General features: G+C 43.4%; 14 protein-coding genes. 3 read left to right on the top strand and 11 right to left on the bottom strand.

Translation table 11 applies throughout. From position 1 onward, the window contains the following. Nucleotides 1-52: 52 nt before the first annotated feature. From pgpA to queA, 11 genes are all read right to left on the bottom strand, one after another. Nucleotides 53-571, bottom strand: coding sequence for a phosphatidylglycerophosphatase A (gene pgpA / locus PR800_RS10510; protein WP_102139017.1), 519 nt, complete (start codon nucleotides 569-571; stop codon nucleotides 53-55). Nucleotide 572: 1 nt separating this feature from the next. Next, nucleotides 573-1556 (bottom strand): thiamine-phosphate kinase, encoded by a 984-nt coding sequence (thiL, locus tag PR800_RS10515; protein ID WP_181490045.1) that lies wholly within the window; start codon nucleotides 1554-1556, stop codon nucleotides 573-575. 243 nt (nucleotides 1557-1799) lie between these two features. Continuing rightward, nucleotides 1800-2216 carry a transcription antitermination factor NusB gene (gene nusB, locus PR800_RS10520; RefSeq protein ID WP_036958557.1) on the bottom strand — a complete coding sequence of 139 codons (417 nt, stop codon included), beginning with the start codon at nucleotides 2214-2216 and terminating at the stop codon, nucleotides 1800-1802. A 103-nt stretch (nucleotides 2217-2319) separates the two neighbouring features. Next, nucleotides 2320-2793, bottom strand: coding sequence for a 6,7-dimethyl-8-ribityllumazine synthase (gene ribH, locus PR800_RS10525; RefSeq protein WP_004905531.1), 474 nt, complete (start codon nucleotides 2791-2793; stop codon nucleotides 2320-2322). Between the two features lie 45 nt (nucleotides 2794-2838). Beyond that, entirely contained in the window at nucleotides 2839-3999 is a 1161-nt protein-coding gene (gene ribD / locus PR800_RS10530) for a bifunctional diaminohydroxyphosphoribosylaminopyrimidine deaminase/5-amino-6-(5-phosphoribosylamino)uracil reductase RibD (protein WP_272530769.1), read from the bottom strand. Nucleotides 4000-4004: 5 nt separating this feature from the next. Further along, a complete protein-coding gene (gene nrdR, locus PR800_RS10535) occupies nucleotides 4005-4454 on the bottom strand; it encodes a transcriptional regulator NrdR (protein WP_102139014.1) in 450 nt (149 codons plus the stop codon). 245 nt (nucleotides 4455-4699) lie between these two features. Next, nucleotides 4700-5668 (bottom strand): protein translocase subunit SecF, encoded by a 969-nt coding sequence (secF, locus tag PR800_RS10540; protein ID WP_195698213.1) that lies wholly within the window; start codon nucleotides 5666-5668, stop codon nucleotides 4700-4702. A 10-nt stretch (nucleotides 5669-5678) separates the two neighbouring features. After that, entirely contained in the window at nucleotides 5679-7526 is a 1848-nt protein-coding gene (gene secD, locus PR800_RS10545; protein WP_166266681.1) for a protein translocase subunit SecD, read from the bottom strand. A 26-nt stretch (nucleotides 7527-7552) separates the two neighbouring features. Then, on the bottom strand, nucleotides 7553-7885 hold the full coding sequence (gene yajC / locus PR800_RS10550; RefSeq protein WP_004905542.1) for a preprotein translocase subunit YajC: 333 nt from the start codon (nucleotides 7883-7885) through the stop codon (nucleotides 7553-7555). A 94-nt stretch (nucleotides 7886-7979) separates the two neighbouring features. Beyond that, the gene (gene tgt / locus PR800_RS10555; RefSeq protein WP_102139012.1) at nucleotides 7980-9107 is read right to left on the bottom strand and encodes a tRNA guanosine(34) transglycosylase Tgt; all 1128 of its coding nucleotides are present in this window, start codon (nucleotides 9105-9107) and stop codon (nucleotides 7980-7982) included. 89 nt (nucleotides 9108-9196) lie between these two features. Then, a complete protein-coding gene (gene queA, locus PR800_RS10560; protein WP_210848909.1) occupies nucleotides 9197-10267 on the bottom strand; it encodes a tRNA preQ1(34) S-adenosylmethionine ribosyltransferase-isomerase QueA in 1071 nt (356 codons plus the stop codon). Nucleotides 10268-10661: 394 nt separating this feature from the next. On the opposite strand from queA, the gene PR800_RS10565 reads away from it, so the two are divergent. The 3 genes from PR800_RS10565 (at nucleotide 10662) to ggt (ending at nucleotide 14113) form a co-directional block, all read left to right on the top strand. Beyond that, the gene (locus PR800_RS10565; RefSeq protein WP_166266679.1) at nucleotides 10662-11273 is read left to right on the top strand and encodes an acyl carrier protein phosphodiesterase; all 612 of its coding nucleotides are present in this window, start codon (nucleotides 10662-10664) and stop codon (nucleotides 11271-11273) included. A 231-nt stretch (nucleotides 11274-11504) separates the two neighbouring features. Beyond that, nucleotides 11505-12107: a peroxiredoxin C gene (locus tag PR800_RS10570; protein ID WP_004905550.1), complete on the top strand. Its 603-nt coding sequence runs from the start codon at nucleotides 11505-11507 to the stop codon at nucleotides 12105-12107. 239 nt (nucleotides 12108-12346) lie between these two features. Further along, nucleotides 12347-14113, top strand: coding sequence for a gamma-glutamyltransferase (ggt, locus tag PR800_RS10575; protein ID WP_272530771.1), 1767 nt, complete (start codon nucleotides 12347-12349; stop codon nucleotides 14111-14113). Nucleotide 14114 lies beyond the last annotated feature (1 nt).

A 14114-nucleotide genomic window follows, 5' to 3' on the forward strand; every position in this document is an offset into this window, starting at 1 on the left:
CTAGGGCGAATGAACGCGGCCAACAACGCCACAGCCAAAATATGACACGTATTTAGTTGGTTGAGAATGGCATGATCTCATACCAAACCAGCAACCAAATAGTCACATAGGCAAAAATCGCGGCAATAATATCATCAATCATAATACCAAAACCGCCGCTGACTTTTCGGTCAAAAAACCGTATCGGCCATGGCTTCCACATGTCATAAATGCGGAAAATAAAGAATGCGGTGATGACCCACTCATAATCAACAACAGGGATCGCCATTAGCGTAATCCACATCCCGATAAATTCATCCCAAACAATACTGCCATGGTCATGAATTTTCATATCGTCGGAAGTGCGCTGGCAAATTAGGCAACCAATCCAAAAACCCACGACAATGAGTACCCACACACTCCAAATTGGCATATTTGCCATTAATAACCAAAAAGGTATCGCAGCAAGAGAGCCCATTGTGCCAGGCACAATAGGCGAAAGGCCACTACCAAACCCCGTAGCCAATAAGTGCCAAGGATTACGCATATTTAGCCGTTTTTTTGCTTCTGCTTTTTCTTGGCGACTTGCCATTCTATGCACCTTCCGAAACAAAATGATCGAAACCTTTTAGATTTACATCAACTTCTTGGTTATTGCAAAAGTAGCTAATTCCTTCAGACTGCGGCTTAATTTGCCCGATACACGTAAAGCCTGATCCCGTATGCGCTAATGCCATCTCTAACGCCCCACGATTAATTTCAGGAACGGTAAAACAGAGTTCGTAATCTTCACCACCACTCAAAGACCATAAACGCCCTTGCTCAATACTACAACTTTGTTTCAACGCTTCTGATTGAGGCAATGCATCTAAATTAATGCGTGCGCCACAACCACTCGCTTTCAAGATATGGTTAAGATCAGAAACTAAACCATCCGAAATATCAATTGCTGAAGAAGCAAGGTTTCTCAACGCTTGGCCTTGTAAAATACGTGGCTGCGGACGTAAATGACGCGCAATTAGCCATTCTTGATGTTCTACATTTTTAACATTCAGCTTATCTTGCAAAATAGCTAAGCCAGCTGCGCTATCACCTAGAGTGCCCGTGACATAAATCCAATCACCATTGCGCGCCCCTGCGCGAGACATCGCCTTACCATTCGGTACTAAGCCATGAACCGTGTAGGTTAAACTCATTGGTCCGCGTGTTGTATCACCACCAATCAATTGCATTCCATAATAGTTAAGCTGTTCAAACAAACTATCACTAAAGGATTGCAACCAATCACAATCAACGCAAGGCAATGTAATTGCTAAAGAAACCCATGCAGGATCCGCCCCCATCGCCGCAAGGTCACTTAAATTAGAGGCTAATGATTTATAAGCAAGATCAGCTGGTGAAATGGTTGGTAGGAAGTGAATACCAGAAACAAGAGTGTCAGTGCTTACAGCAAGTTGCTGTTTTTCTGGAATGGTCATCAACGCACAGTCATCCCCAATACCGATATTAACATCACGTCGGTTAGTGGTTTGACGGTTAAAATAACGCGCGATGAGGTCAAATTCGCCATATGACATGGTAGATTTTCCGTTTTCGCTATATCTATTTTCGTTTGAGACGAAGCAAATAATTTACACCCTAATAATTCAATAATAGGTAAATAATGCATAATTGCTAACCTAAATAACGTATCTAATTGGCCACAATTATTTTTCGCTCACCTATCATTGAAATATCGCGAGCATATAAACACAAAGGTAGACTGGAACCCAGCCTACCTATTCATTACCGTAGTGCAACAGGAGGGAACCCTGGTATTATTATTTTTTACGGCGAACCGCAGGTGCAGCTTTATCTAATACACCGTTAACGAATTTATGGCTATCTTCTGCGCCAAAAACTTTCGCTAATTCAATACCTTCATTGATTGCAACTTTATAAGGTACATCTTCACGGAAACTTAATTCAAACATGGAGACACGTAAAATCGCTTTTTCTACCTGCCCTAACTCTTCGAGCTGACGAGATAAATAAGGCGCCATCAGTTGATCAAGTTTTGTCGCGTTGGTCGCAACACCTGATAACAGTTCACGAAAATAGTTTACGTCAACGTCTGACATGTCCTGTTCAGCAATAAACTCATATTCGACTTCAGCAATTGGATTGCCAGATAATTGCCATGAATAAATGGCCTGTACAGCACACTCACGAGCGCGGCGACGAGCAGCAGGTTTCACAAGATTCCCCTTAAATTTAAAAACTGTACACAAAAAACACTTGTTGCATTGCGTTATCTACACCATTGTGGCGAAAAAACGGCAACATAGAGCTAATTGTGTATTATTTGCCTTTGATGGCCTTAATTACATTAATCATTTCCAGTGCTGTCAGTGCAGCTTCAGCACCTTTATTACCTGCTTTAGTACCCGCACGTTCAATGGCTTGTTCGATATTTTCAGTGGTTAACACACCAAAAGTCACTGGCACTTCACTGTTCATCGCGACATGGGATAGGCCGGAGCTACATTCACCTGCAACATATTCAAAGTGAGCGGTACCGCCACGAATAACCGTACCTAATGCAATGACTGCATCGTATTTATTCGTTTCAACTAATGCTTTTGTGGTCAACGGTAGCTCATAAGCGCCTGGAACCCACACAATTGTAATGTTGTCATTTGAAACCTGACCAATGCGTTCTAACGCATCAACAGCACCTTCCAGCAGACTATCATTAATAAAGTTGTTAAAACGAGCGATAGCGATAGCAACACGCGCTTGTGGCGCAGCAACAACACCTTTAATTACGTTCATAGCCTTCCTCTAATATTAATTATAACCCGCGGGGCGCGGATTTTATCACATTCTTTCGTGTATCGTACGTATGATTTTCAAAAAAACCACTGACCATACGGGACGAAGCCTGACACGTAGGTCTGGCCCAACTTGTGTCACTTCTGTAAATTCAAACTTTGGCGCATCAATAAGGGCATTAAGCGGTGGGAAGTCCACTAGGCCTCGAGCGCTATTTCCTAATAATTTAGGCGCAATATAGACAATCAGCTCATCCACTAAACCTAACTTAAGCAATGAGCCTGCAAGTTTTGCCCCTGCCTCAACCCAAATGCTATTCACATTACGTTTAGCCAGTTGCATCATCAAAATGACGAGGTCAGTGCCGTTTTCATCTGCAGGAATAGCGATTTGCTCAACTTGCCCCTGCCATACTGCATTTTCATCTGGGTTTGAACGCACTAACCAACATTCGCCATCTAATTGAGTGACACGATGCTCAGAAGTCACTCGATTGTGGTTATCTAGCACAATACGGATGGGTTGACGGACTTGTTCTTCAGGGTAAATTTGCTGAATATTACTAGGTAATTCTTTCCAACGTACCGTTAAAGAAGGGTCATCGGCAACCACGGTGCTGCTGGTACTTAAGATAGCACTAGCCTCGGCTCGAAGAGCTTGCACATCTTTGCGAGCTGCGGGGCTGGTGATCCATTTACTTTCCCCAGTTCCAAGGGCGGTTTTGCCATCTAGTGAAGCGGCGAGTTTTAATTGAATATAGGGAAAGCCAGTACGCATACGTTTTAAGAAGCCGCGGTTAGCCGCTTCTGCATCATCTAATAAAACATTACTGCGCGTTTCAATTCCTGCTTGCGACAACATATACAAACCGCGGCCCGCAACTTGAGGGTTTGGGTCTTGCATGGCAGCGACGACTCGGCTTACACCTGCATTGATCAGCGCTTCTGCGCAAGGCGGGGTACGGCCGTGATGGCTACAAGGCTCAAGGGTGACATAAGCTGTTGCCCCTTGCGCTTTATCACCGGCCATTCTTAATGCGTGAACCTCAGCATGGGGTTCACCTGCTTTTTGGTGATACCCCTCACCAACAATGACACCATCACGCACAATCACGCACCCAACATTTGGATTAGGTGATGTGGTAAAACGCCCTTTTCGTGCCAATTCAAAGGCACGAGCCATATAAATGTTGTCTTGTTCAATCATTGGCGTTAATCCTGTAATTTAGCGATTTCTTCGCCAAACTCACGCACATCTTCAAAACTGCGATAAACAGAAGCAAAACGGATATAGGCAACTTTATCGAGCTTTTTCAGCTCATCCATAACCAAACTGCCAATTAATTTCGACGGAACTTCACGTTCCCCGGTTGCCCGAAGCTGGGATTTAATCGAAATAATAGCTTGTTCAATGGCATCAGAACTTACAGGTCGTTTTTCTAATGCCTTTTGCATACCCCGATTAAGCTTTTCTTCATCAAAAGGTTCGCGGATATCATCGCTTTTAATGACCCTAGGCATGACCAGTTCAGCAACTTCAAAGGTTGTGAAGCGCTCATGACAAAGTAAACATTGGCGGCGTCTACGGACTTGGGACCCTTCACCGACCAGACGCGAGTCAATAACTTTCGTATCTACAGCTGAGCAGAATGGGCAGTGCATAGCGTTTCCTGAATCTATTTAGGGGGAGGTAGTTTACCCTACTATGCAAGAAAAAACACCCTAGAAGATGTCTCCTAGGGTGCTCTTGCTGCTCTTCATATTTCGCGTTGTAGGGGTGTTGGCATCGCTTATTAACCCTAGTCACATACTTTTGTATGCTCCTAGGGATATCGTTCACTTGCTGCCTACTCACAACACGAACTATTTTGAGTGCTAATTGACTTAGTTATTCATCGTTTTTAAAACTAAGGCAGTAATGACTCTTGGTCTGCGCCTTCTTTTTCGACTTTCGCTTGCATCAAGTGTTCACGTTTCATACCCATCTTCAGTGCTAATGCAGAAGCCACATAAATAGATGAGATAGTACCGATAGTTACACCGATTAACATAACCAATGAGAAGCCTTCCAGCATTGCACCGCCAAATAGGTACAGCATCAGAACCACTAATAATGTGGTGGCTGATGTCATGATGGTACGGCTCAATGTTTGCGTCAAAGAGACGTTCATGATTTCGTATGGCGTACCACGGCGAATTTTACGGAAGTTCTCACGGATACGGTCTGATACAACGATACTGTCGTTCAGTGAGTAACCGATAACCGACATCAATGATGCCACGATAGTCATATCTATCTCAATATGGAACAGAGACAGAATTCCTAAAGTAATTATCACGTCATGCGCGAGTGACAATACCGCACCCGCAGCTAAGCGCCATTCAAAACGGAAGCCGACATAAATCAAGATACAAATCAACGCAGTTAACAGAGCCAAAGCCCCTGTTTGCGCCAACTCAGCACCGACACTCGGCCCAACGAATTCAATACGCTTAACGGTTGCTTTATCATCTACACTCTGGTTGATGATTGTGATAATTTCTTTCCCAACTTCTTGACCCGCAGTGCCTTCAATTGGCGGAATGCGGATCATGATGTCGCGGCTGCTACCAAAGTTTTGGATTAATGGATCTTTATGGTTCGAGTTAGACAAGCTATCACGAATTTTATCCAAATCAGCTGGCTGACTTAAGTTGATTTCAATGACCGTACCACCAGTGAAATCTAAGCCCCAGTTAAAACCTTTGACGCCAATAATCACAAAAGAAGCAATCAGTAATACGATAGAAATACTAAAGGCAACGTTGTCCCAGCGCATAAAGTCATAGACTTTACGACCATAGTTCAATTGTTCAACAGTATAATCCTGTGCCACAACGTGCTCCTTAAATTGACAGCTTGTTAATACGTTTACCGCCGTAAAGCAGGTTCACGATAGCACGTGTACCGACGATAGCTGTAAACATAGAGGTTGCGACACCAATCGCTGTCGTAATCGCAAAGCCTTTAATCGACCCAGTACCCACTGCATAAAGAATAATCGCAGTGATAAGTGTCGTTAAGTTTGCGTCTGTAATACTTGAGAAGGCGCCTTTATAGCCTTCATGAATCGCTTGCTGGACAGACCGCCCATTTCGCAGCTCTTCTTTTATCCGCTCATTGATAAGAACGTTCGCATCGACGGCAACCGCAAGGGTTAACACGATACCGGCTATACCTGGCATGGTGAGTGTCGCGCCCGGTAATAAGGACATTACACCAACAATTAACACCAAGTTTGCCAACAGCGCACTACTCGCAATCAAACCAAATTTACGATAGTAAATAATCATAAATAGGATAGAAGCTAACAGGCCTGCGATACAAGCTTTTAGCCCTTGCTCGATATTTTGCATACCCAGTGTTGGACCAATGGTTCGTTCTTCAACAATTTGGATTGGTGCAATCAACGCACCCGCACGTAACAGTAATGAAAGCTGGCGAGCTTCAGTGCCGTTAGTAATACCGGTAATACGGAATTTACTACCAAAACGCGCAGAAATACGTGCCGCATTGATGACTTTTTCATCTTTCACCAAAATTGAACGGCCTGTTGCGTCTTTTTTGCCACTGTCTTTGTATTCAACAAACAGCGTTGCCATCAGCTTGTCTTGGTTATCACGCGTAAAGTCAGACATGATAGAGCCACCAGCACTATCTAGGCTGATACTCACTTGTGGTTGACCATTTTCATCCGCTTCAGAGGTTGAATCGGTAATATGGTCACCCGTTAAGATCACACGCTTATATAATACGTAAGGCATGCCTTCACGGTCATATTTAACTTCTGAGTCACCTGGTACACGACCACTTTCTGCTGCTGAAGAATCGACTGAAGTATTCACCAAACGGAATTCTAATGTCGCTGTCGCACCTAAAATTTCTTTTGCGCGAGCGGTATCTTGAATACCCGGTAATTCAACGACAATTCGGTCAGCACCTTGGCGTTGAACAAGTGGCTCCGCAACACCTAATTGGTTTACACGGTTGCGAATAATAGTAATGTTCTGAGAAACAGCATAGTTACGTGCTTCACGTAAGCGCTCGTCGGTCATAACAGCAATCATAGTGTTATCGCTGCCATCACTAAAGACTAAGTCTGGGTATTTACGAGACAATGCTTTTTCAGCTTGGCTACGATCATCCGCGTTACGGAAGCGAACTTCCACGCTGTAATCATTGCCTTTACGAATAGAAGAGTACGCAATGCCTTCTTGACGCAGGTCATTACGCAAACCATCCATGTTTTGTTCCTGCAATTTACCTAATGCAGTGTCCATATCAACTTCCATCAGGAAGTGAACCCCACCACGCAGATCAAGACCAAGCTTCATCGGTTCACCACCGACAGCTTCAAGCCACTTAGGCGTTGCAGGTGCAAGGTTTAATGCAACAACATACTGGTCACCCAGTGCATTCATGATCACTTCACGCGCACGTAACTGAACATCAGAGTTGTTGAATCGGGCTAAAATCGCCCCATTTTCTAGAGAGATAGATTTACTCTCAATTTTATCGTCTTTTAACGATTTTTGGACTTGGATCAGCGTTTGTTCATTGGCGGCGGTTCCCCGCACGCCAGTGATCTGAACAGCCGGATCCTCACCATATAGGTTTGGAAGCGCATAAAGCAAACCGATGAGGATCGCACAGATCAACATCAGATACTTCCACAAAGGATAACGGTTTAGCACGGCAGTTCCCTTCGGGAGAATCAGAATTAAATTGCTTTCATTGTGCCTTTAGGTAAAACAGCAGCAACGAAATCACGTTTGATGGTTACTTCTGTGTTCTCACTCAGCTCAAGAACCACATAACCGGTTTCAGACACTTTAGTTACACGTCCGATTAAACCACCAGTTGTTAAAACTTCATCACCTTTAGTGATAGATTCCATCAATTTACGGTGTTCTTTCGCACGTTTTTGCTGTGGACGCAAAATCATGAAATAGAAGATCAGCGCGAAAACAACAAGCATGATAACCATCGTGTATGGACTACCTTGCGCTGGTGCACCTGCTGATGCCGCTGCTTCAGAAATAAAAAAACTCATTCAACTTTCCTCATTGTTTTATTGAAAGCAATTTTACATACAAAAAAGCTAAGTTTGATATGCTACACAGATTAGTGGCATTTCGCACTTAAATTCACTCGATATTTAATGAAGGTTCGGGTTTACCAATCTTTTGGTAAAAATCTTTAGCAAACTCTTCAAAATTCCCATTTTCAATAGCTTGGCGAATACCGGCCATCAAGCGTTGGTAATAACGTAAATTATGAATGGTATTGAGCCTTGCACCAAGAATTTCATTACATCTATCAAGGTGATGCAGGTAAGCACGGCTATAATGACGACAAGTATAGCAGTCACAATCAGCATCCAGTGTTGATGTGTCTGATTTATACTTAGCATTACGAATTTTTACCACGCCATTTGTCACAAATAAATGTCCATTTCGTGCATTTCGCGTTGGCATCACGCAATCGAACATATCAATACCGCGGCGAACACCTTCCACTAAGTCTTCCGGTTTTCCTACGCCCATTAAATAGCGTGGTTTTTCTGCCGGAATTTGCGGGCAAACATGTTCTAAAATACGGTGCATATCTTCTTTCGGTTCGCCTACGGCTAAGCCGCCTACAGCGTACCCATCAAAGCCGATTTCCACCAGCCCCTTAACTGAAATATCACGTAAATCTTCGTAAACACTGCCTTGAATGATACCAAACAGTGCATTTTTGTTGTTCAGTTCGTCAAAACGTTGACGGCTACGTGCAGCCCAACGCAGCGACATTTCCATTGATGTCTTTGCATAGTCCCAATCCGCAGGGTATGGCGTACATTCGTCAAAAATCATGACAATGTCTGAGCCGAGGTCATACTGGATTTCCATCGACTTTTCAGGGCTTAAGAAGACCTTTTCACCGTTGATAGGGTTACGGAAGTGCACACCTTCTTCTTTAATTTTGCGCATCGCACCAAGGCTAAAGACCTGAAAACCACCTGAGTCGGTCAAAATTGGGCCTTGCCATTGCATAAAGTCATGGAGGTCACCATGTAACTTCATGATTTCTTGACCTGGGCGTAACCACAGGTGAAAAGTATTCCCCAATAAGATTTGCGCGCCAGTCTCTTTGACTTCTTCGGGAGTCATGCCTTTAACCGTACCGTAGGTTCCTACTGGCATAAATGCAGGGGTTTCCACCACGCCGCGCTCAAACACTAAGCGACCACGGCGTGCATTGCCATCGGTCGTCTGTAATTCGTATTTCACATTTGCCTCCTAGCAGCAGAAAAACAGTCTGTTGCTATCGATAATATTAATTTGCTAAGCAAGCAGCTGCTGCCACCGCTTAAAACTGATTACTCACCAATTTTCTCGGAACTGGCATGCGCATTCGGCGTGATGAACATCGCATCACCGTAACTAAAGAAACGGTATTTTTGTTCCACCGCTTCTTTATACGCACTCATGGTGTTTTTGTATCCAGCAAACGCAGAAACCAACATAATTAATGTAGATTCAGGTAAGTGGAAGTTGGTGATTAGCGCATCTATCACCTGATATTCATACCCAGGGTAAATAAAGATTTGGGTATCATCAAAAAATGGAGCAATTAAAGCACCTTGGCTCGCTTTTGCGGCACTTTCTAGCGACCGAACAGACGTCGTTCCAACAGCAATAACGCGATTGCCTCGTGCTTTACAGGCTAAAACAGCGTCTACGACCTCTTGTGGCACTTCTGCATATTCCGAATGCATAATGTGATCTTCGATAGTATCAACACGCACAGGTTGAAAAGTACCGGCTCCTACATGCAATGTCACAAACGCCATTTCTACGCCTTTTTGGCGCAATGCTTCAAGTAACGGTTCATCAAAGTGCAAGCCTGCCGTTGGTGCTGCAACAGCACCCGGTTTTTCGCTATACACGGTTTGATAAAGTTCTTTATCTGACTCTTCATCAGGGCGATCGATATAAGGCGGCAGAGGCATATGACCAATTTGGTTTAGAATGCTTAATACATCACGTTCATCGTCGAAACGTAGTTCAAACAATGCACCATGACGCGCAACCATCGTTGCCTTCACGCTTTCATCTTCGCCTAGCAGTAATTCAGCCCCTTCTTTTGGTGCTTTTGATGCCCTAACATGAGCAAGTACGCGGTGTTCATCCAACATACGCTCAATCAAAACTTCAATTTTACCGCCGCTAACTTTACGCCCAAATAACCGTGCAGGGATCACGCGAGTGTTATTGAACACCAGCAAGTCACCGCGCTCCAATTTTTCTAGAATATCGGTAAAAACACCATGCGTGAGCTGCCCTGAGCCACCATCTAAGCTTAATAAGCGGCAAGCGCTACGCTCAGCCTGTGGATAATGGGCAATTAGTTCTTCAGGTAATTCAAAAGTAAAATCAGAAACACGCATTGTATTGACATCAATCTAAAAAAACAGGCGACTAGTCTAGTGCCGCACCGACTTTGGCGCAAGAAATAAGCGCAAAATCGCACAAAAAAACACCATTATTTAACAAATATTTTGTTAGTAAAAAATTCTGTACGCTATTTATCCATTCAAAGAATGAATTATTTCAATTTTACTCAACTTTTATGACACATTAACTTCCGTCTTTTTTTCTTTTTCTTTTTCTTTTTCTTTTTCTTTTTCTTTTTCTACTAAATAAATATACCCCATGAATTTCGAATTAGAGCAAGGCAGCAAGCAAATTGATCCCTAGGAGCATACATCAGTATGTGACTAGGGTCGGTTTGTGCAGCTAACACGGCTATAATTTGAAAGGCATCGGGTATATCATAGGAGGATGAATTACCTAGCTCACCTCCACCTGGCCCACCTCGCTGACAGCTCATTGCTCGGCAACATCATGGCTGACTACGTCCGCGGTAACCCTACGGGCCTTTATTCATCCGACATTGTCTCTGGTATCTTTATGCATCGAGCCGTCGACCGCATTACAGATACCCACCCTTTAGTCAAAGAAGCTAAACTACTGTTTCGCGAGGAATACCGTCGGGTCGCTCCTATTACATTAGATTTAGTTTGGGACCATTTTTTATCTTTGCATTGGTCAACTATTGAGCCATCAATACCGCTAGCGGACTTTGTACGGGACTGCCGAAAAATAATTGAGCCTCAGCTTTGTCATACCCCTGAAAAGTTTCAGGAGCTAAATGAATATCTTTGGCCCCAACAGTGGCTGATACACTACGCAGATAAGAATTATATTGGAAAATCACTCAATGGAATGGCAAAACGGCGTCCCAAGCTCAGTGCGTTAAGTGGTTCATTTAACGACTTTTTATTGCAGTATGATGCGTTGGAAAATATTTTTTTTCAATTTTACCCACAAATGATGGCCAATGCGCTGCAACATTTTTTTGTACAGAGTGTCACAATTAACACAAAGGAATAAATTAAAGCTTGCACTTTAGTGGAATAAAACTATCTTATTGATATTAATTTGATAAACCAGTATTATTGATAGTCAAAACCTATCACAATAATCGGTTTAAATGTCTTTATTATCAAAAGATATTTTTCTATTCTTTTAGAAGTCTATGTCCACATTATTTATCAGTGATTAAATCATCGGTGATAAATAGACAGGACAAAAAACTTTAATTCAAACTCATAGGAGTAAATTATGGTTCTGGTAACACGTCAAGCCCCTGACTTTACTGCTGCAGCTGTTTTAGGTAATGGTGAAATTGTTGATAACTTCAACCTGAAAACCCACCTGAACGGCCGTCCAGCTGTGATCTTCTTCTGGCCAATGGACTTTACTTTCGTTTGTCCGTCAGAACTGATCGCATTCGACCACCGCTACGAAGAATTCAAAAAACGTGGCGTAGAAGTTGTTGGTGTTTCTTTTGACTCTGAGTTTGTTCATAACGCATGGCGTAAAACACCTGTCGATAACGGCGGTATTGGTGAAGTTAAATACCCAATGGTTGCTGATATCAAACGTGAAATCATCAAAGCTTACGGTATCGAACACCCAGATGCAGGCGTTGCACTGCGTGGTTCTTTCCTCGTTGACAAAAACGGCGTTGTCCGTCACCAAGTCGTTAATGACCTGCCATTAGGCCGTAACATTGACGAAATGCTGCGTATGGTTGACGCGCTGCAATTCCACGAAGAGCACGGTGATGTTTGCCCAGCTCAGTGGGAAAAAGGCCAAGAAGGTATGAATGCATCTCCAAAAGGCGTTGCTGACTACCTGACTAAAAACTCTGCAAAACTGTAATTCGTTACGCGAGTTTTTGAAAAGCGGGCATTAAGCCCGCTTTTTACTTTTTGTGAACCAAGTCTATCTTTTCTCTTCCTACTCGCAATTATTCCACTCAGTTAACAATTCTTAACTCAAATACTCAATGTTTTGTATTATTGTGTGCTATACATTAAAAACACAAATAATTAACAAATCATTCATATTGAATATTTGTGCAATAGAACACCTCAATTAACCTTAACTGGGAGATACGAATGATAAAAACATCATTACGCCCTGCGGTTCTACTTCTTTCCTTATTCCTTACCAGTCAACTATATGCCGCCTCCGAACCTGCGGTTGAAGCGAAAAAAGGCATGGTTGTTTCTTCCCAACACTTAGCATCACAAATTGGAGCGGATATTCTAAAGTCAGGCGGCAATGCCATTGATGCAGCGGTTGCGGTAGGGTATGCACAAGCGGTTGTTAACCCTTGTTGTGGCAATATCGGTGGTGGTGGCTTTATGACCATTCACCTAGCCGATGGCAAAGATTTATTCATCAACTTTAGAGAAACTGCCCCCGGTGCCGCTAGCGCAGATATGTATCTAGATAAAGATGGTCAGCTTATCAAAGATGCCAGCTTGTATGGCTACCTCGCATCTGGCGTACCCGGAACAGTCAAAGGCCTCGATTATGCCTTAGAAAAATATGGTACGATGAGCCGCCAGCAGGTGATGGCTCCTGCTATCAAATTAGCAAGGGAAGGTTTTACTCTAACCCGTGCAGATACCGATGTTCTCGACACCACAACAGAACGTTTTAAACAAGACCCAGAAGTCGCGCGTATCTTCTTAAAACCAGATGGCAGTGCCTTCCAACCAGGCGACTTATTAGTCCAAACCGATTTAGCTAACACACTAGAAAAAATTGCCAAAAATGGCCCATCTGCCTTTTATGAAGGAGAAATCCCCAAAATTGTTGAAGAAGCGTCCAAGAAAAATGGCGGGATTTTGACAGCAAAAGATTTTGCGGATTTTACCATCACTGATACAGCGCCAGTGAGCTGCACCTATAGAGGATATCAATTTATTTCAGCACCACCTCCTAGTTCAGGCGGGGTAACTATCTGCCAAACGCTTAATATCTTAGAAGGGTATGACCTCAAAGAAATGGGCTTTAACTCTGCGGACTATATTCATACTCTTACAGAAGCAATGCGCCATGCTTACATGGATAGAAATACCTTCTTAGGTGACCCTAAATTTGTCGATAACCCGACGAAAAAATTACTGAGTAAAGCCTATGCGGAAGAGTTACGTAAAGAAATCAAACCCAATCAAGCAACGCCATCAACCCAAGTTCAACCGGGAATAGGGCCACACGAAAAACCAGAGACAACGCATTACTCTGTAGTAGATGAAAAAGGAAATGCTGTTTCAACGACTTACACGATTAATGGCCGGTTTGGTTCTGTCGTTATCCCTCCGGGGACAGGGTTCTTCTTAAACGATGAAATGGATGATTTCACCACGAAAGTCGGCGAGAAGAATTTATATGGCTTAGTACAAGGGGAACGCAACTCTATTGCACCGGGTAAACGCCCATTATCCTCCATGAGCCCGACTATCGTGACGAAAGATGGCAAAGTATTTTTAGTTCTCGGTTCACCGGGAGGCTCACGGATTATTTCAATTACGCTGCAAACCGCTTTAAATATTATCGACCATGGTATGCCGCCACAAGAAGCGGTTAATGCACCACGCATTCACCACCAGTGGCTCCCTGACGAGGTTTATTATGAGCAAAGAGGCGTTTCTAAAGACACCTTAGCGCTCCTCGATAAAATGGGTTACCAGATGGTTGAACAAACACCATGGGGTGCCGCCGAGCTGATTATGGTCGCGATCCCTGAAGGCGCTGGTGTTAGTGCCAAATCTTCAGGTAATGATTCCGCTGTTTCGGGGAAAGTTCGTGAAGGCTTCATTTATGGCTCTAACGATGTACGCCGTCCAGCAGGTAGTGCAGTTGGGGTTGATTAAT

Source organism: Providencia sp. PROV205, assembly GCF_028479505.1.
Taxonomy (GTDB): domain Bacteria; phylum Pseudomonadota; class Gammaproteobacteria; order Enterobacterales; family Enterobacteriaceae; genus Providencia; species Providencia huaxiensis.